Origin of the sequence: Ferrovibrio sp. (assembly GCF_002796975.1) — a bacterium.
GTDB lineage: Bacteria > Pseudomonadota > Alphaproteobacteria > Ferrovibrionales > Ferrovibrionaceae > Ferrovibrio.
Genome location: NZ_PEKV01000002.1, coordinates 138,475 through 164,121, shown reverse-complemented (window position 1 = coordinate 164,121; position 25,647 = coordinate 138,475). Strand labels below are relative to the sequence as shown.

Genomic DNA, 25,647 nt, shown 5'->3' with positions numbered 1-25,647 from the left:
ATTCGCGCCCCGATGTCAACGCCTATGGATTATCCCAGCGGATCATGGGTTTACCTCGGCGGTAACGCCAGAAAGCGGCCCGTGGCGGCATCAAGTCAGGCCCAAGCCCGCCGACCATGGTCAGGACGAATTCCGTAATGTCGGCCAAGGGCAGCCGCAGGGCGGTTTCCAGCGGCCGGAAGGCCAGATCGAGCAGTTCACCCGAGCCACCCAGAGTGAGCGGCATCCCGGTCACATCCTGCAGGAAGAAACGGGCATGAAAGCGGATCGGACTCTCGACCGGGGTGATCGCCCGGCAGAGGTAGCGCAGGCCGGACAGGTTGGGCTGCAGCCGGTCGGCAACGACCGAACCAAGCAGGATGCCGGTTTCCTCCCAGGTTTCGCGGACGGCTGCGACGGCCATTGGATGCAATAGGGAGTCAATATTATTCAGAGCTTTAAGTGATATTTCTAACTTATCGCATGAATCAACCCTCCCGCCCGGAAAGGCATAGACATTGGGCAGGAAGCGGTGTCTGCCGGCCCGTCGGCCGAGCAGCACTTCCGGTCCGCTGGGACTCTGCCGGACCAGCACCAGGCTGCCGGCGTCATGCGGGACGACAGGCCGGCTCATTCCCAATCCAGCTGGCGTTGGCCGCGCAGCATGTGGTGGAAGGGTACCGGCAGGGCCGGGTCTGTAGCCGCAGGAGGCGCCAGCCAGTGCTCCAGATTGGCGATCACATACTGGGTGATTCCCGGCAGGGGCAGGCCCTCGGTATCGGCCTGGGTGACCCAGCTCAGCTTATCGAGTTCGGCCGAGGGCGTGAGGTCGCCCATCGCCAGTTCGGCCGGGGCGGCAAAGAATCGGGCATCGAAGCGGCGGGGCCGACCGGGCGGGGTGATGGCCCGGCAGATGTAGAGGAGGGCCGAGGGATCCGGCGCCTGGTTGCCGGCACAGAAGGCTGACCAGTTCGGTGGCATCGTCTTGGCAGCCTTCGCCGGTCCGGCGATGCGCAGGCCGCTTTCCTCGAAGGTTTCCCGGATCGCCGCCAGCGCCAGCGCAATGCCCTTGCGTGGGCCGGTGCCGCGGCACCGTGCCAGCCGTACCGTACTGACGGGGTTGAGCGGTGTGGCCGGGCGGATACGGTAGTCGCCCAGATCGAGGCGACCGCCGGGAAACACATAGCGGTTGGGCATGAAGGCGCTGGCGCCATGCCGTTCGCCCATCAGCACTTCCAGTTTCCCACCGCGCCGGCGCCACAGGATCAGAGTGGCGGCATCGCGAATAGGCTGCGGCCCGATTAATTGCGGCGGCGTCCTGGCCGAGTCGGCGTTTCCCATTGGCTCAGTATAGCGGCTAATGCGGTTCGCTGCCGAACCCGTGCATGCGCCGCGCCCATTGCAGGCCGATCAGCGTGCCTTTGATGCGAGGCAGCAGCCACAGGCAAAGCAACACGGTCAGCGGCGGCCATAGCACCATATGCTGCCATTCCGGTGGCTGCAGGCGCTGCTCGAACATCAGCATCAGCGGCACGACGATATGCGCGACGATCAGGATGGTGAAATAGGGTGGTGCATCGTCGGCGCGATGACCGGCGAGTTCGAGTCCGCAATTGGTGCAGGCCTCATTGACCTTCAGGTAGCGGCCATACATTCGCCCCTGTCCGCACTGCGGGCAATGCTGTTTCCAGCCGCGCCACATGGCTTCGCCGGTCGGCCGCTCGATGAAGTCGTCGAGCGGGTCGCGACTCACAGCCAGCCTTTCCGTCTGAACCACCAGTACGGCAGGATGGCGGACGCGATCATCAGCAAAATGGCGACCGGATAACCGATCGGCCAGCTCAGCTCGGGCATATGCTGGAAGTTCATGCCGTAGATGCTGGCGATCAGCGTCGGCGGCAGGAACACCGTGGCGGCAACCGAGAAGATCTTGATGATCTTGGTTTGCTGGATGTTAATCAGACCGAGCGTGGCGTCGAGCAGGAAGTTGCCCTTATGCGCGAGGAAAGCAGCCTGCTCGTTCAGTGACTGCACGTCGCGTGCCAGAGTCTTGAGCCAAGTGCGGCTTTCCTTGGTGCCGCGTTGCTCGGCCATGGTCAGCGTCAGGAAGGCAATCAGACGGGTCAGCGATAGCAGGCTGTCGCGAATGCGCGAATTCAGATCCTCGATATGACCGAGCTTGCGCACGACTTCTTCCAGATCTGATTCGTCGTCAGGGATTTCATCCGGCTTGCGGTCGTAACGGAAGATATCTCGCGAGATATTGTCGAGATCGCGGCTGCCAACTTCCAGCACGTCGGCGGCGCGATCGATGATGGCATCGAGGATGCCGCACAGCGCGGCATCGGGCGAGGCAAGCAGGGCCGGCTGGCGCTGGGCGCGCGCCACGAACTGACGGAAGCTCTGCGGATCGGCGTAACGCAGCGTCACCGTGGCGCGCGGCGTACGCATGAAGGTGACGGCTGTGGTCTGCGGCCGCGGCGTTTCCGAATGATAGAGGATATTCGCCGTCATGAAGCTGGCATCGCCTTCGCGATACAGACGGCTGGAGATTTCGATCTCCTGCATCTCTTCACGGGTCGGAACTTCGATGCCGAGCAGGGTTTCGATGGCCTTCTCTTCGACCTGGCTGGGTTCGACAAGGTCAATCCACACGACGCCTTCGGGAAGCGTCGAGGTCGGTGTAAGCTCGATACGTTGCAGCTGGCCGCCATGCGGCAGGTAGGCAGTGATCATGCTGGCCGTCCCTGGTGTTCCGGCGCTGCCCCGGCGGTACAGCGCGGCGCCCTTTTAGCCCTGTAAGTCGGGCCTGGGAAGCCCTGAAAAGCGGCCTGCGGCGATTTTGCCACAAGATGCGAGTCCGGGCAGCATGACTGCCGGATGCGACGATTTTATGGCGTGCCGTTTACGGTGAAACCGGGCTGGGGCTTGGAAGGGCCATACCGCGGGCCTGCATCACGGCGCGCAGGCGGTCGGCATAGTCGGTGGTGATGCCGTCGACACCGAGGTCGAGCATCTGCGCCATGGTCGACTGGTCATTGACCGTCCAGACATTGACCTTGAGGCCAAGCTGATGGGCTTCCTTCACCAGCGCAGGCGTGACGTTGCGCCAGAAGGAGACCCAGACATGGGCACCGGAGGCCTTCACCATCTGCGGCACCGACTGGTAGTTGTCGACATCGTAACCGTTCAGCCAGGGACCGGGGCCGGGCTGGCCGCGCAGGATATTGGCTGACGGCGAATTCGCCTCGAAGGTGATCTGGCCGATCCTGAGTTCGGGCGCGATCTTCGCCACGGCAGCGGTCGTTGCCCAATTGAAGGAGATCACCGTAGTGCGGTCGGCGATGCCGGCATCGCGAATGGCCTTCACTGCCATGGCTGCATGCTGTTCCACCGGCGCCGTCAGCGGGGCATCGCGCGGGTCCAGCTTGATCTCGATATTAAACCGGACTTTGTCGTTGCCGGATTTGCGCACCAGCGCGATGAATTCATCGAAAGTCGCGATATGCGTGCCGTCGATGCCGGCCTGTTCGGGGTAGGTCTGCCCATATTTGGTGGTCTTGTTGACGCGGCCGACGTCGAACTGACGCAGCTCGTCCAGGGTCATCTGCCAGATGACGTGCTGGTTGTCGGCCACCCAGCTGCCGTCAGCATTGCGTGCCAGATACGACTTCAGCACCGGATCGTGCCAGATCACCAGCTTGTTATCCTTGGTGATCTGCAGATCGAGTTCGAGATTGTCGACTCCGAGCGAAAGCGCCTTGGCGAAAGCGGGCAGGGTGTTTTCCGGCATCAGGCCGCGCGTGCCGCGATGGCCCTGGATTTCCTGTCCGGACGCAGTGGCGCTCAGTATGAGAGTGGTCGCAGCGGCGAGAATGGCGAGAGTTTTCATCGGCGCTTCTTGCTCCTGTGCTTGGCCCAGCTCGGGCGATTGGTCGGTTTCTTCAGTGCAGGCTTTTCAGCGCCGCCACGACGCGTATTGGTGCTTTGCCCGCCGCTGCCCATGATCTCGAAACGCAGGCCGCCGGTGACCGGCGTGGCCTCGGCCAGCCGTACGGTGACGCCGTCGCCGAGCCGGAAGCGCTTCTTGCTGCGCTTGCCGACCAGCGCGCGAGATGCCTCGTCATGTTCGTAGAAATCGTCGCCCAGCGTGGAGATCGGCACGAAGCCGTCGGCGCCTGTCTCATCCAGTTCAACGAACAGCCCGAAGCGGGTGACGCCGGTGATGCGGCCATCGAACTGCGCGCCGACATGCTCCGACATGAAGGCGGCCACGAAGCGGTCCATCGCATCGCGCTCGGCCTGCATCGAACGGCGTTCGGTCAGCGAGATATGTTCGGCGATATTCTCGAAATCGGCGTCGTCCTCGGGCGGCAGGCCGTCATCGCCCAGATCCAGGCCGCGGATCAGGGCGCGATGCACCAGCACGTCGGCATAACGGCGGATCGGCGAGGTGAAATGCGCGTATTTGTGCAGGTTGAGACCGAAATGCCCCCGGTTGTCCGGTGAATAGGTCGCCTGCATCTGGCTGCGCAGCACAACCGTGTTGATAAGCTGTTCATGCTCGCTGCCGATGGCTGCCTTGAGGATGGCGTTGAAATGCATCGGCCGCAGGCCCTGGCCTTTGGCCAGCTTGTAATCCAGCGTGTTGAGGAATTTGCGTAAGCTGTCGATCTTCTCGTCTGACGGCTGCTCATGCACGCGGTACATGCAGGGCTGCCGGCGCTTTTCCAGTTCCTCTGCCGCCGCCACATTGGCCGCGATCATGAAATCCTCGATCACCTGATGGCTCAGCATATGATCGCGCGGCTTGATGGCAGCGATATGACCATCCTTGCCCATGACCACCCGGCGCTCCGGCGCATGGATCGCCAGCGGCTGCCGCGCCTCGCGCGCCTTGTTCACGGCGGCGTGGCAGGCGTAGAGCGGCTTCAGCACCGGCTCCAGGAAGGGCTGCGCCATCGCGTCGGCCATGCCGTCGATGGCGTTCTGCACCTGGCGATAGTTTAGTCCGGCAGCGCAGCGCATCAGGCCGCGCACGAATTTATGGCGCTTCTTGTTGCCATCGGCATCGAACCACAGATGCACGGCCATGCAGGCGCGGTCCTTGTGTTCGACCAGGGAGCAGAGATCGGCTGACAGCGCCTCAGGCAGCATCGGTACGACGCGGTCCGGGAAATATGTTGAGTTGCCACGGGCGCGTGCATCATGGTCCAGCGCACTGCCCGACCGCACGTAATGCGCCACGTCGGCAATCGCCACGATGGCATGCCAGCCGCCGGGATTATCCGGATCGGTGTCAGGCTCGGCAAACACGGCGTCGTCGTGGTCACGCGCATCTTCCGGGTCGATAGTGATCAGCGGAATGGCCCGCAAATCTTCGCGCTGGCCCAGCGTCACCGGCTTGGCCTTTTCGGCGTCACGGATGGCGGCCTCAGAGAACTTGGTCGGGATGCCCAGAGTGAAGATCGGGATCAGGCTGAGCGCCTTCGGATCCAGGCTGCTGCCGATCACTTCGGTGATCTTCGCTGTCTTGAGGCCGTAACGGCGCCCCTGCTGCGGCTGCGCGACGACGATCTCGCCCGATTTCGCGTTGTTACGATGCTCCGGCGCGATCACATACTCGTGGCGCACCTTCTTGTCGGTGGGCTGCAGGCGGCCTTCGCCGTCTTCGGTGAGCGTGAAGACGCCCAGCACCGGCTGCTCGTCTTTTTCCAGTCGCTTGATGACGCGGGCGGCATAGCGGTTGCGACCGGCGCGGGTGAGGCGGGCCAGCACGCGGTCGCCGACGCCGACATCGGCCATCTCACGCCGGCGTACCTTGCCGCCAACCTCGAAGATGATTCGCGGCGGATCGCCTTCGCCGGACCATTCGACCGGGCGGCCCATCATGTCGCCGTCGCGATCCAGCTTGACGATATCGACCAGCGTCACCTCAGGCAGTTCCCCCTTTGGCGCCATGCGTTTGCCATGGCCCTGGTTGATATCGCCCTCTGTCTTCAGTTCACGCAACAGGCCCTTGAGCTGCACACGCAGCTCGGGGCCAACGCCGAACGCCTTGGCGATCTCGCGCTTGCCGACCATGCCGGGGTTGTCGGCAATGTATTGCAGGATGTCCTGTTTGGACGGAAGCCCGGCTGCGATCTTTTTCTTCGCCACGCGGCTTACGCTGCTGCGGCTTTCTTGGCCGCGGCCTTCTTCTTCGGTGCCGCTTTCTTCGCTGCCTTTTTAGCTGCTGGCTTTTCTGTTTTGGGCTTGTCGGCCTTGGGAGCGGCAGCCTTCTTGGCCTTCGGGGCAGCCTTTTTCTTGCCCTTGCCGCCCTTCTTGGCGCGGGACGCAATCGCCTCGATGGCCTGATCAATGCTTAGCGCGTCCACTTCGGTGCCGCGCGGGATCGGCGCATTGGTGGCGCCGTGCTTGATATACGGACCATAGCGGCCGTCGATCACCTGGATCGGCGCCTCGTCGTCGGGATGCTTGCCTACTTCGCGCAGCACCTTCAGTTCGGCGCGCTGGCGCGGGCCTTTGCGGCGGGCATCGGCTTCGGCGATCTTCTCGACCGCGTGGTTGATGCCGATCTCCAGCGCCTCCATGGCGTCCTTCAGCTTGGTATAGGCGCCATCATGCAGCAGATACGGCCCGAAGCGGCCGAGGCCGGCAAGGATTTCCTTGGCCGTCGTCGGATGCAGGCCGACCACGCGGGGCAGGGCCAGCAGCTTCAGCGCCATTTCCAGCGTTACGTCTTCCAGCGTCACGCCCTTGGGCAGCGAGGCGCGTTTCGGCTTGGTCTTCGCTTTGCCTTCGCCTTCCACCTCGCCAAGTTGGACATAAGGGCCGAACGGGCCCTGGCGCAAAGTAATCATCAGGCCGGTGGCTGGGTCGGCCCCTACTTCCTGCGGACCCGAGATGGCGATGTCGCCATGACCGTTGCCGCCGGCGCTGAGCGGGCGGGTGTAGCTGCATTCAGGATAGTCCGAGCAACCGATGAAGGCGCCGGTGCGGCCGGCCTTGATGCCGAGCGAGCCTTTATTACAAGCAGGGCAGAGACGGGCCGGTTTGCCATCTTCGCGCGGTGGGAAGAAGTGATTCTCCAGCAGCGCGTTGATGGCATCCAGCACTTCACCGCGGCGGCCCATCTTCTCGTCGATGCGGGTGACCGCATCCTTCACCGAGGAGAAAACAGGGTCCTTCGGATCATGCTGGCTGAAATCCTGCCAGAAGTCGGTCAGTACCTTCTTCCAGTCGAGATTATGCTCGGCGATCTCGTCGAGCTTCTCTTCCAGACCGGCGGTAAAGCTGTAGGCGAAATACTGTTCGAAGAAGCAGACCAGGAAGGCATAGGCGAGCCAGCCGGCATCCTCCGGCTGGAAACGCTTGTTCTCCAGCTTCACATATGAACGCGCCTTCAGGACCTCCAGAATGGCCGCATATGTCGAAGGCCGGCCGATGCCGAGCTCTTCCAGCCTGCGCACCAGGCTGGCTTCCGAGAAACGCGGCGGCGGTTCGGTGAAATGCTGCTCCGGCTTGACGCCTTCTTCCTTCATCGCCTCGCCGACACTCATCTTCGGCAGGCGCGCGCCCTCCTCATCGTCGCTCGACTTGTCGTCGATGCCTTCCTCGTAAAGCTTGAGGAAGCCCGGTGAGAGAATGACGGTGCCGGTGATGCGGAAGGTACCGGCCTTGTTGGATGCTGCGATATCGACGGTGGTGCGTTCCAGCTCGGCCGATTCCATCTGGCTGGCGAGGGCGCGCACCCAGATCAGTTCGTAAAGCTTGAGTTGTACCTCATCGAGGTAGCGGGCGACGGATTTCGGGCGCCGGCGGAAATCGGTCGGGCGGATCGCCTCGTGCGCTTCCTGCGCATTCTTCTGCTTGGTCTTGTAAACGCGCCAGTTTTCCGGCACGGCATCGCGGCCGAAATCCTCGGCGATCACGTCGCGGGCGGCACGGATGGCTTCATTCGCCATGCTCACGCCGTCGGTACGCATATAGGAGATGAGGCCGGTGGTCTCGCCGCCGATCGTCACGCCTTCATACAGGCGCTGGGCGATCTGCATGGTCATCTGCGCCGAGAAGCCGAGCTTGCGCGCCGCTTCCTGCTGCAGGGTCGAGGTGGTGAAGGGCGGCGAGGGGTGGCGCTTGGCCGGCTTGATCGAGACGTCACTGACAGCATAGCTCTGCCCGGCCAGCTTTGCCATGGCGGCCTTGGCGGCGGCTTCGTTGTTGATGTCGAACTTGTCGAGCTTCTTGCCGGCCAGTTCGACCAGGCGCGCCGTCACGATCTGGTTCTGCGGTGTGCGGAAATCGGCGCCGATGGTCCAGTATTCGCGGGCTTTGAAGGCTTCGATCTCGGTCTCGCGCTCGCAGATCAGGCGCAAAGCCACCGACTGCACGCGACCGGCCGATTTGGCCGAGGGCAGCTTGCGCCACAGCACCGGCGACAGGGTGAAACCGACCAGATAGTCCAGCGCCCGGCGCGCCTGCTGGGCGTTGACCAGATCCATGTCGATGTCGCGCGGATTGGCCATGGCGTCCAGCACGGCCGACTTGGTGATCTCGTTAAATACCACCCGGCGCACGGTCTTGCTCTTCACGACCTTGCGGTTGTTCAGGGCTTCCAGCACATGCCAGGAAATCGCCTCGCCCTCGCGATCCGGGTCAGTCGCCAGGATCAGGGTGTCGGCATCCTTCAGGGCACCGGCGATGGCGCGGATCGATTCCGAGCCGCGGCCAGACATCTCGTAATGCATCTCAAAGTCTTTGTCGGGCTCGACAGACCCATCCTTGGCGGGCAGGTCGCGGACATGGCCGAACGAGGCCAGTACCGTGTGACCGGGGCCGAGATACTTCTCGATGGTTTTTGCCTTCGCCGGGCTCTCGACGACAACCACTTTCATAATGCGCAGTTTTCCAACAAAAATGAGGCGTACGCTCTTACCAAGTCTGGACGGAGTCCCGACCGGCGCGGCAGCGGGAACATGGGCGATGGAATCCGCCTTGTCAAACCCGACCGTCGGAGCGGTGTTATAAGTATATGATTTATTTGTATTTTAGGACAGACGGTCTTCCGGCGCCGGCTCCAGCGGGAAAGCGGCGACCAGCAGCATCTTCACGTCCGGCCCCCCGGCGGTCAGCGGCAGGGCCAGCCGCTCCCAGCTGCGTTCGACCTGCCAGGTCGAGCGCTTGTCGCGCGAGGTGTAATCGAAGGTGGCGGTGTAGCGGCGCGACATCGGGATGCCGCTATGCACGACGGCGTCGTATTCGCTGCGCAGCAGTTCGGCCTGCTTTTCCGGCAGTCCGTTCACCCGCTTGCCGGTCATGTCGACCTTGAACTGATTGACGAAAGTCGAGCCGTAGAGGCGATAGAGGTAGTCGTTGCCGTCGATGCGCTCGACCAGCATCAGGTTGCCGAGCCAAGCCTTCATCTCGATGGGATCGATATCGGCGCGGTCGGGCAGGGCACGGCCATTACGCTTACCGGCCCAATAGTTATAGAGGGCCCGAAGCGTATCCAGCGTCAGTTGCGGTGCGCCTTCCAGCATCAGGCCCATGCAGTTGTTTCACTACCCCCGGTCGGAAACACCCGGCTGTCGACCCAACATCCGGTATGTTTCGCCTGAGGATACCGCAAATGGATGATTCTGTCAGCCTACCCGAAGGGTAAAGACAGGGATTTTCCACCCTGCTGCCACTGGTCGGTATACCGCTTATCGGGCTAGTTTTTTTGCGCAGCATAAAGATGGGGGAAGTGCAGCATGTCCGTCGTCACCAACAAGGTTGCCTTTGTCACCGGTGCGGCGCGCGGTCTGGGTCTGGCGGCCGCGACGAAATTCCTCGACGAGGGTTGGCGCGTCGTGATGCTCGATATCCTCGGCGATGTGCTGGAGGAGGCGGCAAAGGGCCTCGGCAATCCCGAGATGATCCTGACCATCCGCGCCGATGTGTCCGACCCTTCCGATGTTCAGGAGGCCGTGCAGAAGGCCAGGGACAAGTTCGGTCGCATCGACGCATTGGTGAACAATGCCGGCATCGCCATCTTCAAGCCGATCCTGGAGGTGACCCTGGATGACTGGCAGAAGGTCATGGCCGTCAACCTGACCGGCCCCTTCCTGATGACGCAGGCCACAGCAGGGCTGATGCGCGACCAGGGCGGTGGTGCCATTGTCAACATCACATCGATCTCGGGCCTGCGCGCTTCGACCTTGCGCGTCGCTTACGGCACCAGCAAGGCCGGCCTTGCGCATCTGACCAAGCAGCAGGCGGCCGAACTCGGCGAATACGGCATCCGCGTGAACGCAGTGGCGCCCGGCCCGGTGAACACGGCGATGGCGGTGGCGGTGCACACGCCGGAAATCCGCGCCGACTATCACGACCACATGCCGCTGAATCGCTACGGTCTGGAAAGCGAACTCGCCAATGCGATCTATTTCCTGTGCAGCGACCAGGCCAGCTTCGTCACCGGGCAGGTGCTGTGCGTCGATGGCGGGTTTGACAGCACTGGTATCGGTCTGCCGACGATGCGGGCGCAGAAGAAGAACAGCTGACGATGACGTTGGAATCCGTATTCCGGCCTCTGATCGGGCAATTGGTCTGGTCAGTCCGGAAGGGGCACGGCACTTTTCTGACGATGGAATTCGGTGCACCACATCTCGATGTCGTGGGCCGGCGGAAACCCATGCAGATGCTCCGGAGGAAACCCGGCGTCATCTTGCACGGCGCAAGGTGCATTTATGCGGCGACTGGCATTTCTGGGTACAGCATTGTGACTGGGAGGTCACGACTGTCACTGCAAGGCCATAAGCCGTGATGCCAGTGAGCAAACGCTGGCTGCGACTCTTCTGGAGTTTGATGGTCAGAGGCTCGTACACGCGGGACAGGGGGCAATTTTGCACTCCACTATCCTGAAGTTCGACATGGGCGGAGAACTTCTGATTAGACCCGCAGGTTATGCAGAACCAGATGATGACCCATGGAGCCTGCACGCATGGCAGGGCCAGATCATCTCTTTTACATGCGACGGTGAATTGATCATGGAAAAGCCGGAGACTTTCTAGTTCTCCGCGATCCAGCATATAGCGGCGTATCTACGTCCGCCCGCAGCATTGCTTGAACTTCTTGCCTGAGCCGCAGGGGCAGGGGTCGTTGCGGCCGGGTTTCTTCACCGGCTGCAAAGCCGTCTCACCATCGACATAGACCCAGCTGCCGTCCGTGTCGCGGCGGAAGCGCGAGCGTTCGTGCAGGGCGCGGGTTTGACCTTGCGCCTGAAACCGCGCGACGAATTCAACAATGCCGCTGCTGTCCTCTGCGCCGCCAGCTTCCGTGTCGAGAATCTCCAGCCCGAGCCACTGCGTCTCGCGCATGCCGACACTGACATCGGCCGTGTCGAAGCCGGCGCGATGTTCCGGCGCCAAGGTGCGCGCCAGATGTGCCACATCGCCATGTGCATAGGCAGTGTAGCGCGAGCGCATCAGCGCCAGCGCAGTTGGCGCCGGCGTACCGGCCAGGATCGGACCGCAGCAGGCCTCGAAAGACTGGCCGGACTGACAGGGGCAGGGGTGCAAATTTACGCCGCCGGCTTCTCGTGCGTCTCGGCGGGGCGGGCGAACTGCGGGAAGTTGGGATGCAGCGCCAGCGGGATGACGTCCACCTTGGTGAAGCAGGGATACAGCGGCATGCCGCGCAGCGTCGTCGCCACCGCATCGGCATCGGGCAGGTTCCACAGCACAAAGGTGCCGAGTGCATTGGCACGACGCCAGATGCCGACCAGCTGGTACTTGGCCAGCATCGTCTCGGACTCGCGCCATTCGGCCTGCACCAGTTCCTTGAACCGGTCGCCGGCGCGCGCGTATTCGATCCGCACATCGCAGAGGAACAGGTTGCTATCCGGCTTCGGCTTGCTGTCCGGCTTTTCATGCGCCTGTGGCGCGCGGGCAAACTGCGGGAAGTTCGGATGGCTGATCAGCGGCGTGACCTTCACATCCGTGAAATACGGATAGAGTGGCATGGCGCGCACCTGGTTGCCGACTGCCTCGTTGTTCGGCATGTCGATAATGAACATCGTGCCCATGCCATTCGCCTTGCGCCAGATGCCGACGAACTGGCCTTTCGCGAGTAGACGTTCTTCCTCGTCCCATTCGGCGCGCACAAGCTGCTGCGCCTTGTCGCCCAGCGTGGTGAAATTGAAGGTGACGTCGATGAGCGCGAGCATGGTGGGGTGTTCCTTCTTTCCAAATTGTCATGGCCGGGCTTGGCACTGGAGGGCAGTGGGTGCGCGTCAGTCCACGATCCGCTTTTTCACATAACTGCCCGGCGCGGGCTCGATCACCTTCAGCTTGCCATCGCCCGGTTTGCGCGCCGGCACCTTCTCGCCGGATTTCGGTGCCAGCCATTTGTCCCAGTCATCCCACCAGGAACCGGGATATTCCTTCGCGCCCTTGATCCAGTCCTCGACATTCGGCGGATTGGTTTTCGTGTCGTTGAGCCAGTGCTGGTATTTCTTCGCATCCGGGTGGTTGATCACGCCGGCGATATGCCCCGAACCTGCCATCATGAAACGCACTGGCCCGCCATAGAGCTGCGTCGCCTTGTAAACCGAGCGATAGGGCGCAATGTGATCGTCCTTGCTGGCCTGCAGATAGACCGGAATCCTGATCTGGCGCAGGTCGAGCTTCTCGCCGGCCAGTTCCAGCTGGCCCGGCTGCGACAGCAGATTCTTCTGATACATATTGCGCAGGTAGAAACTGTGCATCTTGGCCGGCATGCGCGTGCAGTCGGAATTCCAGTACAGCAGGTCGAAGGGGAAGGGTTCCTTGCCCAGCAGGTAGTTGTTCACCACGAAAGACCAGATCAGGTCGTTGGCGCGCAGCATGTTGAAGGTGGTCGCCATCTCGCTGCCATCGAGATAGCCCTTTTCCGACATCAGGTTTTCCAGATGCTTCACCGTATCTTCGTCGGTGAAGACGCTAAGTTCGCCGGCTTCGGTGAAATCCACCTGGGCGGCAAAGAAGGTGACCGCCTTGATGCGGTCGATCTTCTTCTGCGCCATCCAGGCCAGCGTGGCGGCCATCAGCGTGCCGCCGATGCAGTAGCCGATGGCGGTGACCTCGTCCTCGCCGGTCGCCTTCTTCACGGCATCCAGCCCTTCGAGGATGCCTTCGCGCATGTAGCTCTCGAAGGTTTTGTCGGCCGTGTTTTCGTCCGGCTGGTTCCAGGAGACGACGAAGACGGTATAGCCCTTGTCGACCATCCAGCGGATGAAGGAATTCTGCGGCTTCAGGTCGAGGATGTAATATTTGTTTATCCAGGGCGGCACGATGAACAGCGGCCGTTTGTAGACCTGTTTGGTGGTCGGCTCGAACTGCAGCAACTGCATCAGGTCGTTCTGGTAGACCACCTGGCCCGGCGCGGTGGCGATGGTCTCGCCGACGGTGAAGGCCTTGGCATCTACCATCTTGACGGCGAGTTTGCCGTGGCCGCGCTCGATATCCTCGACCAGATTCTCCCAGCCCTTCACCAGGTTCTCGCCGCTGCTCTCAATGGTGGCGCGCATCACCTCCGGATTGGTGAGTACGAAGTTCGACGGTGACAGCGCATCGAGGAACTGTTTGGCGTAGAACTCGGCCTTGCGCGCAACCTTGGGGTCGACGCCCTCGGCCTGACTCATGGTGGATTGCACCCAGCGCGAGGTCAGCAGGTAGGATTGTTTCAGGAAGTCGAAGACCGGGCCGTCCTGCCACCCGGCATCCTTGAAGCGCTTGTCGCCCTTGTCGGGCTCCACGACGGGGGCAGCCGGGCGGCCGAGGAAACGGTCGGTGGTGTTGGCCCAGAGCTTGGCGTAGTCCTGCCACAGCTTCATCTGGGCATCCGCCAGCTTGGCCGGGTCGGCCATCAGGTGATGGGCGACCTCCAGGAAGGCGCCGCCGACATTCAGCGGATCGGGGTTGACCGGGCCGGTCAGGGAGCCTGCGGCCGGGGCAGGGCCGGGCTCGGCCTGCTGCCGGACAGCCATATCTGCCATCAGCTTCTGACTTTGCTCAGTAATCCGGGCCCAATTCCGGGCCCAGACGGCCGGATCGGGCAATTTGACGTCGGTGTCCGGTTTGCCACTGTCCGGTTGCTTCGCCATCCGACAGTCCTTATTCTCGGGGCCGTTTCCTCGTCGCGCGATTCCGGTTTTCGGCCGGATTTCTACGCTACGGATTGAGGTTACGGGATAGGGAATCGCCCCGCAAGGCCGAAGGGCCGGCTGCAGGCGAGAGGCTGATTTTTAGTGTTTCAGGGGGGTTCGGATGGTTCTGATCGGCAAGACCTCCGCCAGCGCAGCGGCGCCGGGCGGTTTGATGCTGCGCAGCATGACTGCCGCAGCATTGCTGGTCGCCATGCTCGGCCTGGCGGGCTGCGGCAGCTGGGCGGACCCAACCGAATGGAAGGATCCGACCGGCTGGTTTGGCGGCGATGACGCGGATGCGGCCCCGGTGCCGAGCGGCAATATTGCGAAGGATGCCGGCACCAATGCCGACCGCTTCCCCAATCTGGCCCGTGTCCCGCCGAAACCAGTTGAGATGTCGGCCGGCAGCGAGCGCCGTCAGGCCGTCGACAGCCTGGCCGCCGACCGCGCCAATGCCCGCTATACCGACGAAGAGCTCCGCGCCCGTCCGGCCGACAGCAACACGCCGCCGCCGGCCCCGCGCCAGCCGGTGACCCAGTTGCCGCCTGCCAATCAGCAGCCGCTGCCGCGCGGTGCCGTCGAGCCGGCTCCGCGTACGGCCCAGCAGCAGCCGGGGGTGACCGCGGTGACCCAGGCACCTCTGCCGCCGCAAGGCCAGCAGGCCCCGGTGCAGACGGCCGCGCCGCAGGGCGTCGACACCTTCTCGCAGAGCCTGGCGCAGTCCGGTGCCACCTCGCTGCCGCCTGGTCTGGCGCAGCCACAGGGCGCGAGCTACAGCCCGGTGACGCTGCCGGGGTCGCAGCAGCTGCTGGCGATCGTGCGTTTCGGCAATGGCGCCAGCAATCTGGGCAATGACGACAAGGCGCTGATCAAGCGGGTGGCCGAGTATTACAAGGGGCTGGGTGCCAAGGGGAACCTGAAGGTGGTGACCTATCCCAGCCAGACCGCGACTGGCCTGGCGCAGCGCCGCACCGACAATGTGTCTGCCGAACTGCGTCGCAACGGCGCAGCACAGATCGCGGCCGCTACCACCGCGCCTCCGGCAGGCTATGCCGGGGGCGCCGCCGACGACTACAGCCGCAGGGTTGAAATCTATCTCGTGAACTGAACGGATTTCGACTGAGGCTGAAGCGGGGGCGCGGGGCGAAAAGCTGCCGCGCCTTCGTGCAACTGGACCCTAGTTTTACATTCCCCGTACTGGACAAAGACCATGGATACCGAGTTCTACCGCATCAAGCGCCTGCCGCCCTACGTGTTCGAGGAAGTGAACCGTATGAAGGCCGCCGCACGCGCCCGCGGCGAGGACATCATCGATTTCGGCATGGGCAATCCCGACAACGCCACGCCGCCGCATATCGTCGCCAAGCTGGTGGAAGCTGCCACCAATCCGAAAGCGCATCGTTACTCGTCCAGCCGCGGCGTGCCGGGTCTGCGCAAGGCACTGTCGAACTATTACGGCCGCCGCTTCGGTGTCGAACTCGACCCCGAGAAGGAAGCCATCGTCACGCTCGGCTCGAAGGAAGGTCTGGCCAACCTCGCCATGGCGATCTCCGCGCCGGGCGACACCGTGCTGGTGCCCAATCCCAGCTATCCGATGCATGCCTTCGGCTTCGTGATCGCCGGCGCCAATGTGCGCAGCGTGCAGATCGGTCCGGGCATCGACTTCTTTGCCGGTCTGGAGCGCGCCTACCAGCACAGTGTGCCCAAGCCGATTGCGCTGATCGTCAGCTTCCCGGCCAATCCCACGGCGATGACCGTCGATCTCAGCTTCTACGAGGCGATGGTCGACTACGCCAGGAAGCGCAATATGTGGATCATTTCCGATCTCGCCTATTCGGAGATCTATTTTGACGGCAATCCGCCGCCGTCGATCCTGCAGGTGAAGGGCGCCAAGGATGTCGCCATCGAATTCACCTCGCTGTCGAAGACCTACAACATGCCGGGCTGGCGCATTGGTTTCGGCGCCGGCAATCCGGCGCTGATCGGTGCGCTGGCGCGCATGAAGTCGTATCTGGATTACGGAGCCTTCACACCGATCCAGGTGGCGGCCACCGCGGCGCTGAATGGCCCGCAGGATTGCGTCGAGGAAATCCGCCAGACCTACAAGTCGCGCCGCGACGTGCTGGTGAAAGGGCTGCAGGCCGCGGGCTGGAATATCCCGATGCCGAATGCCTCGATGTTCTGCTGGGCGCCGATCCCCGAGCGCTATGCGCATCTCGGCTCGGTGGAATTCTCCAAGCTGCTGCTGCGCGAAGCGGAAGTCGCGGTCGCACCCGGCATCGGCTTCGGCGAGCATGGCGACAATTTCGTGCGCTTGGCCTTTGTGGAAAACGAGCATCGCACCCGCCAGGCGGTGAAGAACATCAAGAAGCTGCTGGCGACACCTTCGAACCTGCCGGAGTCTTCGGCGAAGGCGGCGGCCAATGACTAAGGCGTATGTGAAGTCGGCGGCACCGCTGAAGGTCGGCATCGCCGGTCTTGGCGTGGTCGGCGCGGGTGTTGTGCGGCTGCTCGACAGGCAGGCCGGCATGCTGGCGGCCCGCGCGGGCCGTCCGATCAAGGTTGTTGCCGTGTCGGCACGCGACAAGCGCAAGAAGCGCGACATGCCGAAGGGTAGCTGGCGCTGGTATGCCGATGCGCTCGACCTGGTCGGCGATCCCGAAGTCGAAGTTGTCGTCGAACTGATCGGTGGCTCCGAAGGCAAGGCACGCGCACTGGTGGAAGCCGCGTTGAAAGCCGGCAAGGGCGTGGTCACCGCCAACAAAGCGCTGCTGGCCATGCATGGCAGCAAGCTGGCCGCGATGGCCGAAACCAAAGACGCCCCGTTGGCTTTCGAGGCCGCGGTCGCTGGCGGTATCCCGATCTTGAAGGCGTTGCGCGAAGGCCTGGTCGGCAACCGCATCGAACGCATCACCGGTATTCTCAACGGCACCTGCAACTACATCCTGACCGAAATGCGCCAGACCGGCCGCGATTTCGGCGTCGTGCTGAAAGAAGCCCAGCAGCTGGGTTATGCCGAAGCCGACCCCAGTTTCGATGTCGACGGCATCGACGCGGCGCACAAGCTGGCGGTGCTGACTTCGCTGGCCTTCAACACGCAGGTCGATTTCAAGGCCGTGCATGTCGAGGGTATCCGCCACGTCTCGGCCACCGATATCGCGTTCGCCAAAGAGTTTGGTTATCGCATCAAATTGCTGGCGATTGCCCATCGCACTGCGCGCGGCATCGAGCAGCGCGTGCATCCCTGCATGGTGCCCTCCGACACGCCGATTGCCCATGTCGATGGCGTTTTCAATGCTGTTGCCGCCGAGGGCGATTATGTCGGCCGTATGATGTTTGAAGGTCGTGGCGCCGGCAGCAACCCGACCGCTTCTGCCGTGGTCGCGGATCTGGCAGATCTCGCGGCCGGGCGTCGCCTGCATGCCTTCGGCGTGCCAGCCGTGAAGCTGCAGCCGCTCAAGGCCGCGCCAATGGCCGATCACGTGGGGCGTTTCTATATCCGCCTGATCGTGCGCGACCAGCCGGGCGTGCTGGCGGACGTGTCTGCGGTATTGCGCGACGAGAAGATCTCCATCGAGAGCCTGGTGCAGCGCGGCCGGTCGGAAGCCGAGAACCAGCCAGTCGCCGTCATGCTGATCAGTCATGAGGCGCGCGAGGCCGACATGGCGCGGGCCATGAAGAAGATTTCCAAACTGCGCTCGGTGCTGCAGGCGCCGGCATTGATCCGCATCGAACCGCTCTGAGGACAGGCCATGGCCGCAGGCAAGACGACGACGGCAAGGAAGAAAGCTGAGAAGCCGGCCGAGGAGGTCGGCAGAATCTCGCCAGATAACATTTCGGTCGAGCGCAATCTCACGCTCGAAGTGGTGCGTGTCACTGAAGCTGCAGCCATCGCCGCCGCCAAACTGACCGGCCTGGGTGACGAGATGGCGGCCGACCAGGCCGCTGTCGATGCCATGCGCACCGCGCTGAATGACCTGTCCATCGACGGCACCATCGTGATCGGTGAGGGCGAGCGCGACGAGGCGCCGATGCTCTATATCGGCGAGAAGGTCGGCACCGGCAAAGGCCCGCGCATCGACATCGCGCTCGATCCACTGGAGGGTACCTCGATCACTGCCAAGGGTGGCAGCAACGCGCTCACCGTGATTGCCTTCGCCAATGCCGGCTGCTTCCTGAATGCGCCGGATGTCTACATGGACAAGATCGCGGTCGGTGGCGGCTTGCGTGAAGGCGTGGTCGATCTCGACCTCACGCCAGCCGACAATCTGAAGCGCCTGGCCGAGGCCAAAGGTATCGCGGTATCCGAACTCACAGCCTGCATCCTGGATCGCCCGCGACATGCCGAACTGATCAACCAGGTGCGCGGCACCGGCGCCCGCATTTCGCTGATTTCCGATGGCGACGTGGCCGGGATTATCGCGACCACAGATCCGGCCACCGGCATAGATATCTACATGGGCTCGGGCGGCGCGCCGGAAGGCGTGTTGGCGGCAGCGGCCCTGCGCTGCATCGGCGGCCAGATGCAGGCCCGGCTGCTGTTCCGCAACGAAGACGAGCGTAACCGTGCGCGTCGGCTCGGCATCGACAAGCTGGACCGCAAATATGCCCTGGCCGATCTCGCCTCGGGCGATGTGATCTTTGCTGCCACCGGCGTGACGGACGGTTCGCTGCTGCATGGCGTGAAGCGCGTGCCCGGCGGCTTCAAGGTCAATTCCATCGTCATGCGGTCGCAGACCGGCACCATCCGCCGCATCGAAGCCGTCATCCGGCCCCCACATCAGAGTTGATTATGCAAGTTGAGTCCGCGCCTGCTTTCCTGGGCGTGACCCGCTCCGTCGGCGGGCGGCGCTGGCGTCTGCGCAACACCGATGACCGTCTCGCACTGGCGCTGGCACAGCAGGCCGGCCTGCCGGAAATCCTCGGCCGCGTGCTGGCCGGCCGCAATGTCGGGCTGGACGGCCTCGACGACCATCTCAATCCCAGCCTGCGCCGCCTGCTGCCCGATCCGTCGCGCTTCCGTGACATGGATGTGGCAGCCGAACGTCTTGCGCATGCCATCGCGAAAGACGAGCGCGTTGCCGTGTTCGGTGACTACGATGTCGATGGTGCAACTTCGACCGCCTTACTCAACCGTTTCTTCCGCAGTATAGGTCGCGATCTGCGCGTCTATATCCCGGATCGCCTGAAGGAAGGTTATGGCCCCAATGCGCCGGCTCTGCGCAAGCTGGCGCAGGATGGCATCAAGGTGGTGATCACGGTCGATTGCGGCACGCTGGCCTTTGCGCCGCTTGGGGACGCCGCCGCCGCGGGCCTCGAAGTGATCGTCGCCGACCATCATCTGGCAGAACCGGAACTGCCCAAAGCGGTGGCGGTGGTCAATCCGAACCGGCTCGATGAAACACCGGGTTTCGGCCAGCTTGCCGCCGTCGGCGTCACTTTCCTGATGGTGGTCGCGATCAATCGTCGCCTGCGGGCCATGGGCTTTTACACCAAAGAGCGTCCGGAGCCCGATCTGCTCGGCTGGCTCGATCTGGTGGCGCTGGGCACCGTCTGCGATGTTGTGCCACTCACCGGGCTGAACCGTGCGCTGGTGAACCAGGGCCTGAAGATCCTGCGCTCGCGCAGCAATGCGGGGCTGGCGGCCCTGGCCGATGTGGCAGGCGTCGCCGAGCCGCCCGGCGCCTATCATCTCGGTTTCCTGCTCGGACCGCGCGTCAATGCCGGCGGCCGTGTCGGCCAGGCCGATCTCGGCACGCGGCTGCTCTCCACCGATGACGCGCGCCTCGCGCAGCAGATGGCCGGCGAACTGGATCGCTACAACCGCGAGCGGCAGGAGATCGAGACCGGCGTGCTGCTGGAGGCGATGCAGGAACTGGAGCATGTGCCGGACAGCGCGGCTCTGGCTTTGGTTGCGCGGCGCGGCTGGCATCCCGGCGTGATCGGGATTGTGGCGGCGCGTGTGCGCGAAGCCTCCGGTCGGCCGAGCTTTGTCATCGCGCTGGATGAGAACGGTATCGGCAAAGGGTCGGGCCGTTCGATCCCCGGCGTCGATCTCGGCGCGGCCGTGGTCGCGGCCAGTCAGGCCGGGTTGCTGGTCAATGGCGGCGGCCATGCCATGGCGGCTGGCCTGACCGTGGAAACCGGTAAGCTGAACGAGCTAAAGGCTTTCCTGAATACGCGGCTGGATGCTGCCGTGCAGGCGGCCGGCGCCTCATCGTCCATGGGTTTCGATGGCGCGCTCGGTATTGGCGGCGCCAATGCCGACCTCTGCGACAAGCTGGAACAGCTTGGTCCTTACGGCTCCGGCAACCCTGAGCCGCGCTTCGCGCTGGCCGGCGCACGCGTCGTCACTGCCGATGTGGTGGGTGAGAAGCATGTGCGCTGCATGATCACGTCAGGCGACGGCAGCGGGCCGCGGTTGGCGGCGATTGCCTTCCGTTCGGTCGAGGCCGATCTCGGTCCGGCCCTGATGCAGGCGCGTCAGACCGGATCGCCGCTGCATATCGGCGGCCATCTGCGCACCAATCACTGGCGCGGCGAAAAGCGCGTGCAGTTCGTGCTGGAAGACGCGGCGCAGCCTGCCTAGTCAGGGCGGCGGTGTCGCCGCCGCCTGCGCGGCGGCTTCCTTGCCGCGCAGGCGTTCGCGGTGCAGTACATAGAGTCCGCTGCCGACGATCAGTACGATGCCGACGCTGGCCAGCGTATTCGGCACATCGCCCCAGATGAAATAGCCCAGCAGCAGCGCCAGCGGCAGGCCGGCATAGCGCATCGGCACGATCACGGTCACCTCGGCATGGCGGAAGGCATCGACGGTGCAGATATAGCCGACTGCAATGCAGAGCGCGGCAATCGCCACGAAGCTGAACTGGCCCAAGGTCATCGTCACCCAGCCCTCGAGCAGGGCGAGTGTCAGCGACACCAGGGTCAGCATACCGACATTGGTCAGGATGATGATGGCAGAGGGGATTTCGGCCGCGATCCTCTTGGTCACCAGATCGCGCAGCACCACAAAAGCCGCGGCACCGACGCCGAGCATCGAATAGGCGCTGAAATTTTCCGCACGCGGCTGCACCACCAGCAGGACGCCGAGGAAGCCGACCGCCACCGCGCTCCAGCGCCGCCAGCCGACCGTCTCACGCAGCACGATGGCCACCACCGCCGTCATCATCAGGGGCGAGGACATATGAATGGCCATCACGTTGCTGATCGGCGTGTGGAACAATGCGATCATGTAGAAGTAGCTGCTGATCAGGTCGATGCTGCTGCGTAGCAGCACCGGGCGGTCGAACATCCGCAGGATGCGCGGCATCGCGCCAGAGGCCTGGATCAGGCCCAGCACGGCGACGGTGGCGATCACGCCGCGCAGCGCAAGGATCTGGTGCGTCGAAACGGCGCCATAGACCAGCTTGCACAGCGCCTCGTTGATGGTGAAGAGGAAGACTGCGAGCAGGAAGGAAATGATGCCGCGCCGGTTGCCGGAACCGTGCAGGCGGGTGAGAAAGTTCATCTCAGGGGCAGGTGACGAATCAGCGCTTTGCGTTCGGATCCGCATGGATGGGATCTACCCAGGGAACATTCTCCGGCTTTTCGACCGGTTCAATGTCGAGATTGACCACCACCGGTTCCTGGCCGGAACGGACCAGCACGCATTCCAGAGTCTCGTCGCTGCTGGCGTTGATTTCCTGATGCGGCACATAAGGCGGCACGAAGATGAAATCGCCTGGACCAGCCTCGGCCACGAATTCGAGATTGTTGCCCCAGCGCATGCGCGCCTTGCCTTTCACGACATAGATCACGCTTTCCAGATCGCCGTGATGATGCGCGCCGGTCTTGGCATTGGCATGGATATGCACGGTGCCGGCCCAGATCTTCTGCGCGCCGTTGCGGGCAAGGTTGATGGCGGTGGCGCGGTTCATGCCGGCGGTCTTGCCGGCTGAGGTCGGGTCGAGTTGGTCGCCCGGGATCACCTGCACGCCGTCGTGTTTCCAGTCGGTATCGTGATGATGATCGTGACCCATGGCATCCTCCACAACGTATACGGAGAATGGTAGTCCCCACCCGTCATCGCGACAAGGGGCGAGGGATCATTCCCGGAAGGACTAATCCCTGTGACGCGGATCGAAGGCGTCGCGCAGGCCGTCGCCCAGAAGGTTGAAGCAGAGCACGACCAGGAAAATCGACAGGCCGGGCCAGACCGCCATCCAGGGTGCTTCGGACATGTAATCCTTGGCGGTGTTCAGCATGCTGCCCCAGCTCGGTTCCGGCGGCTGCTGCCCGAGGCCGAGAAAGGAAAGGCTGGCCTCGGCGATGATGGCGGAGGCAATCGTCAGCGTCGACTGCACCATGAGGGCGGGCCAGATATTGGGCAGGATATGGCGCAGCGCGATGCGCAGCGGCGAGTTCCCTACTGCATGTGCCGCTTCGATATAGTCTTCCACCTTCACGGCCTGCACCTGCGCACGGGTCAGTCGCACGAAGATGGGGGCTGCCGCGATGCCGATGGCGATCATCGCGTTGGTCAGGCTGGGGCCGAGGAAGGCGGCCATGGCGATCGCCAGGATCAGGAAGGGCACCGCCAGCATGGCATCGGTGAAACGCATGATCACACCGTCCACGAGACCACCGGCGTAGCCCGACAGCAACCCCACGGGAATCCCGATCAGCAGTGCCAGCAACACCGAGATGACGCCGGCAAACAGCGAGGCGCTGGCACCATGGATCACCCGGCTCAGCACGTCGCGGCCGAGTTCGTCACTGCCGAACAGATGCTCTGCACTCGGCTCGCCGCGTAACGCACCCCAGTCGGCAGCAATTGGGTCATAGGGCGAGATGACGTCGGCCAGCAAGGCCATGCCGACGAAGACCAGCACGACGACGAGACCGACGACGGCACCCTTGCGGCGGAACAGGCGGCGCAGCGCGCGTCGCGCCGGGCTCTGCTCTGTGGCGGGTTTCGCTGCGGGCGCGGGAATCACAGCCTCGCTCATGAGCGCAGCCTTGGATTGACCAGGAAGTAGGCGATGTCGGCCAGCAGGTTCAACAGGATATAGGCGGTGGCGGTACAGAGCACGACACCCTGGACGACGGCGTAGTCGCGGTTGAACACCGCATCGACGATCAGCTTGCCGAAGCCGGGAATGGAGAAAATCTGTTCGGTCAGCACGGCGCCGGACAGCAGCTGGCCGAATTCCAGCGCGCCCAGCGTGATCACCGGCACGGCGGCATTGCGGAAGGCATGCTTGCCGATCACCACGCGCTCATACAGGCCTTTGGCGCGGGCGGTGCGGATATAATCGCTGGCCAGAACCTGCAGCATGGCGCTGCGGGTATGGCGCATGAAGACGGCGGCAATGCCGGTGCCGAGCACGAAGGCCGGCATGATCATGGCCTGCAGATTGCCCCAGAGGTCTTCCATGGGCGAGACATAGCCCGAGGCTGGCAGCCAGCCGAGATGCACCGAGAACAACAGGATCATCATGATGCCGAGCCAGAAATTTGGCGTCGACAGGCCCCAGAGCCCGATTACATTGGCGACGTAATCGGGCCAACGGCCGTTATGTAAGGCGGAAATAACGCCAGCTGGCAGCCCGACGGCGAGCGCGATCAGCATCGAGACGATGGCCAGTTCGATGGTGACCGGCAGTTTTTCCAGCAGCAGCTGGGAAACCGGCAGCTGAATGCGGATCGACTCACCGAAATCGCCCTGCAGGATGCCGCCGATCCACAGGCCGTACTGAACCCAGATCGGTTTGTCGAGATTGTATTTCGCGCGGATGTCGGCAATCGCCTGCGGATCGCGCTCCTCGCCGGCCATGGCAATGGCGGGATCGCCGGGCAACAGCTGCTGCAGCCCGAAGATGATGATCGACACGAACAGCAGTGTCGGCAGCAGGATGGCAAGGCGCCGGATCAGGAAGCGGGTCATCTTGGACTTTACGAAAGAGAGCCGGAGGGCGCGCTGAAGCGCGCCCTCCGGGGCATTACATCTTCATGCCGACGAAGCGGACCAGGCCGTCCGGATATTCCTTGAACCCGGTCAGCTTGGCTCTATGGGCATAGAGCCACTTGCGGTGCAGCAGGTAGATGATCGGCCGCTCGGCACTGACGATCTTCGCCGCCTTGTCCCAGGCCGCCTGGCGCTGGGTCATGTCGGTGGTCAGGCGACTGTCGTTCAGCACCTCATCCAGCGCCGGGTTGCACATACCGGAATAGTTCAGTGGCTGCTTGCAGGCGTGGAAGCTGTAGAGATTGCCGTCCGGATCGGGGCGACCGCTCCAGGCCAGGATATAGGCCTCGAAGTCGCCCTTGTCGGCCATGTTCAGCGAGGTGGCAAACTCAGTGGCCTGGATGCGGACATCGAAGCCGGCTTCCTTCGCCATCGCCTGCACCACCTGCGCGATCTTGCTGGCATCCGTCGTGGTCGGCGTCACCAGGTTGACCACGGGGTTCGGATTGCCGGCTTCCTTCAGCAGTGCCTTGGCTTTCGCGACATCGCGCTTCGGAACAGGTACCGACTTGGCATAGTAGGGGCTGTTCGGCGCGACCCACTGGTTGCCCGGCGTGGCCAGGCCGTCGAACACCACCTTGTTGATGCCGTTGCGGTCAAGCGACAGCTCGAAGGCTTCACGGATCTTCGGATTGGAGCCCAGCGCCGAGGTCTTCGACTTCTCGCTCTTGCCGATATTGATGGTGATGCCGTAGTAGCCGATTTCCGTGATCGAGGCGAATTTCAGCTTGCTGTCCTTCTGCACCGCCTTGGCATCGGTGGCAGCGAGACGTTCGAGGAAGTCAAGCTGGCCCGAGCGCAGATTGGCGAGACGCACGGTGGCGTCGATGAACGGGCGGAACTCGATGCGCGAGAAATGCACATTGGCCTTGTTCCAGTAGCCGTCATATTTCTCGACCACGATACGGTCCTGCGCCACGCGTTCGACGAACTTGAACGGGCCGGCGCAGACCGGTGCGGTGGCGAACTTGTCGCCCAGCGCCTGACCCGCCTTGGGCGAGATCATCATGCCGGCGCGGTCGGTCAGCGTGGCCAGCAGCGGGGCGAAGGGCGCCGAGGTGTTGAGCTTGACGGTCAGCGGATCGACCACCTCGACCGAGGTGACGGCCGAGAGTTCGCCGCGGCGCTGCGAACCCTGCATGGTCTTGTGGCGCTCGATATTGTACTTCACCGCGGCGGCATCGAATTTCTCGCCGTCATGGAAGGTCACGTTCGGACGCAGCTTGAAGGTCAGGCTCTTGTTGTCGGCCGACCATTTCCATTCGGTGGCCAGCTGCGGCACGACCTTGAGGTCGGGCGAGATGTCGACCAGCTTGTCGCACAAGGCCGAGAAGACCAGGCGGCCAACGAAAGTGCGGGCCAGCGTTGGATCGAGCGCGTCCGGGTCTTCGGCCAGGCCGAATTTCAGCGTCTGGGCCGATGCGCCGCCAGCGCCCAGTACCAGTACTGCGGCAATCGCCGCCAATGCAGTCTTTTTCATCTGTCTGCCTCT

At 63.3% G+C, this 25,647-nt stretch carries 22 protein-coding genes; 6 read left to right on the top strand and 16 right to left on the bottom strand.

Going from position 1 to position 25,647, the window contains the following annotated elements:
* Positions 1-22: 22 nt before the first annotated feature.
* The 8 genes from CTR53_RS01455 to CTR53_RS01420 form a co-directional block, all read right to left on the bottom strand.
* A complete protein-coding gene (locus CTR53_RS01455; protein WP_290808759.1) occupies positions 23-613 on the bottom strand; it encodes an NUDIX domain-containing protein in 591 nt (196 codons plus the stop codon).
* Complete coding sequence (locus CTR53_RS01450; RefSeq protein WP_290808757.1) at positions 610-1,320, bottom strand: NUDIX hydrolase; 711 nt, start codon at positions 1,318-1,320, stop codon at positions 610-612. Before CTR53_RS01450 ends, CTR53_RS01455 begins: the two co-directional genes overlap by 4 nt.
* A 16-nt stretch (positions 1,321-1,336) precedes the next feature.
* A complete protein-coding gene (locus CTR53_RS01445; protein WP_290808755.1) occupies positions 1,337-1,732 on the bottom strand; it encodes a DUF983 domain-containing protein in 396 nt (131 codons plus the stop codon).
* Positions 1,729-2,715, bottom strand: coding sequence for a magnesium transporter CorA family protein (locus CTR53_RS01440; RefSeq protein ID WP_290808753.1), 987 nt, complete (start codon positions 2,713-2,715; stop codon positions 1,729-1,731). Before CTR53_RS01440 ends, CTR53_RS01445 begins: the two co-directional genes overlap by 4 nt.
* 169 nt (positions 2,716-2,884) lie before the next feature.
* The gene (locus CTR53_RS01435) at positions 2,885-3,871 is read right to left on the bottom strand and encodes a glycerophosphodiester phosphodiesterase (protein WP_290808751.1); all 987 of its coding nucleotides are present in this window, start codon (positions 3,869-3,871) and stop codon (positions 2,885-2,887) included.
* Positions 3,868-6,138 carry a ribonuclease R gene (gene rnr / locus CTR53_RS01430; RefSeq protein ID WP_290808749.1) on the bottom strand — a complete coding sequence of 757 codons (2,271 nt, stop codon included), beginning with the start codon at positions 6,136-6,138 and terminating at the stop codon, positions 3,868-3,870. Before rnr ends, CTR53_RS01435 begins: the two co-directional genes overlap by 4 nt.
* A 5-nt stretch (positions 6,139-6,143) precedes the next feature.
* Positions 6,144-8,876 (bottom strand): type I DNA topoisomerase, encoded by a 2,733-nt coding sequence (gene topA / locus CTR53_RS01425; RefSeq protein ID WP_290808747.1) that lies wholly within the window; start codon positions 8,874-8,876, stop codon positions 6,144-6,146.
* A 153-nt stretch (positions 8,877-9,029) separates the two neighbouring features.
* A complete protein-coding gene (locus CTR53_RS01420; RefSeq protein ID WP_290808744.1) occupies positions 9,030-9,530 on the bottom strand; it encodes a PAS domain-containing protein in 501 nt (166 codons plus the stop codon).
* A gap of 204 nt (positions 9,531-9,734) precedes the next feature.
* Between CTR53_RS01420 and CTR53_RS01415 the strand changes: the two genes are divergently transcribed.
* Entirely contained in the window at positions 9,735-10,523 is a 789-nt protein-coding gene (locus CTR53_RS01415) for an SDR family NAD(P)-dependent oxidoreductase (protein ID WP_290808741.1), read from the top strand.
* A gap of 540 nt (positions 10,524-11,063) precedes the next feature.
* Here the strand turns inward: CTR53_RS01415 and CTR53_RS01410 are convergent.
* From CTR53_RS01410 to CTR53_RS01400, 3 genes are all read right to left on the bottom strand, one after another.
* Complete coding sequence (locus CTR53_RS01410; RefSeq protein WP_290808738.1) at positions 11,064-11,540, bottom strand: YchJ family protein; 477 nt, start codon at positions 11,538-11,540, stop codon at positions 11,064-11,066.
* A gap of 2 nt (positions 11,541-11,542) precedes the next feature.
* On the bottom strand, positions 11,543-12,187 hold the full coding sequence (locus CTR53_RS01405) for a muconolactone Delta-isomerase family protein (protein ID WP_290808736.1): 645 nt from the start codon (positions 12,185-12,187) through the stop codon (positions 11,543-11,545).
* 66 nt (positions 12,188-12,253) lie between these two features.
* Positions 12,254-13,996: a PHA/PHB synthase family protein gene (locus CTR53_RS01400; protein WP_367158928.1), complete on the bottom strand. Its 1,743-nt coding sequence runs from the start codon at positions 13,994-13,996 to the stop codon at positions 12,254-12,256.
* Between the two features lie 271 nt (positions 13,997-14,267).
* On the opposite strand from CTR53_RS01400, the gene CTR53_RS01395 reads away from it, so the two are divergent.
* The 5 genes from CTR53_RS01395 (at position 14,268) to recJ (ending at position 20,735) form a co-directional block, all read left to right on the top strand.
* Positions 14,268-15,254, top strand: coding sequence for a hypothetical protein (locus tag CTR53_RS01395; protein ID WP_290808730.1), 987 nt, complete (start codon positions 14,268-14,270; stop codon positions 15,252-15,254).
* A 102-nt stretch (positions 15,255-15,356) separates the two neighbouring features.
* Positions 15,357-16,577 (top strand): LL-diaminopimelate aminotransferase, encoded by a 1,221-nt coding sequence (locus tag CTR53_RS01390; protein ID WP_290808727.1) that lies wholly within the window; start codon positions 15,357-15,359, stop codon positions 16,575-16,577.
* Positions 16,570-17,889, top strand: a complete 1,320-nt coding sequence (locus CTR53_RS01385; RefSeq protein ID WP_290808724.1) for a homoserine dehydrogenase — start codon at positions 16,570-16,572, stop codon at positions 17,887-17,889. The genes CTR53_RS01390 and CTR53_RS01385 overlap by 8 nt, the downstream gene beginning before the upstream one ends.
* A 9-nt stretch (positions 17,890-17,898) precedes the next feature.
* Positions 17,899-18,936, top strand: a complete 1,038-nt coding sequence (gene glpX, locus CTR53_RS01380; RefSeq protein WP_290808721.1) for a class II fructose-bisphosphatase — start codon at positions 17,899-17,901, stop codon at positions 18,934-18,936.
* Positions 18,937-18,938: 2 nt separating this feature from the next.
* A complete protein-coding gene (recJ, locus tag CTR53_RS01375; RefSeq protein ID WP_290808718.1) occupies positions 18,939-20,735 on the top strand; it encodes a single-stranded-DNA-specific exonuclease RecJ in 1,797 nt (598 codons plus the stop codon).
* On the opposite strand, the gene CTR53_RS01370 is transcribed toward recJ, so the two are convergent.
* The 5 genes from CTR53_RS01370 to CTR53_RS01350 all read right to left on the bottom strand — a co-directional run bounded on the left by CTR53_RS01370 (position 20,736) and on the right by CTR53_RS01350 (position 25,635).
* Positions 20,736-21,656, bottom strand: a complete 921-nt coding sequence (locus tag CTR53_RS01370) for a DMT family transporter (protein ID WP_290808715.1) — start codon at positions 21,654-21,656, stop codon at positions 20,736-20,738.
* A 19-nt stretch (positions 21,657-21,675) separates the two neighbouring features.
* Positions 21,676-22,167 carry a cupin domain-containing protein gene (locus tag CTR53_RS01365; RefSeq protein ID WP_290808712.1) on the bottom strand — a complete coding sequence of 164 codons (492 nt, stop codon included), beginning with the start codon at positions 22,165-22,167 and terminating at the stop codon, positions 21,676-21,678.
* An 81-nt stretch (positions 22,168-22,248) separates the two neighbouring features.
* On the bottom strand, positions 22,249-23,136 hold the full coding sequence (locus CTR53_RS01360) for an ABC transporter permease (RefSeq protein WP_290808709.1): 888 nt from the start codon (positions 23,134-23,136) through the stop codon (positions 22,249-22,251).
* Positions 23,133-24,074 (bottom strand): ABC transporter permease, encoded by a 942-nt coding sequence (locus tag CTR53_RS01355; RefSeq protein ID WP_290808706.1) that lies wholly within the window; start codon positions 24,072-24,074, stop codon positions 23,133-23,135. The genes CTR53_RS01360 and CTR53_RS01355 overlap by 4 nt, the downstream gene beginning before the upstream one ends.
* 55 nt (positions 24,075-24,129) lie before the next feature.
* Positions 24,130-25,635 (bottom strand): ABC transporter substrate-binding protein, encoded by a 1,506-nt coding sequence (locus tag CTR53_RS01350; RefSeq protein WP_290808703.1) that lies wholly within the window; start codon positions 25,633-25,635, stop codon positions 24,130-24,132.
* Positions 25,636-25,647: the final 12 nt, after the last annotated feature.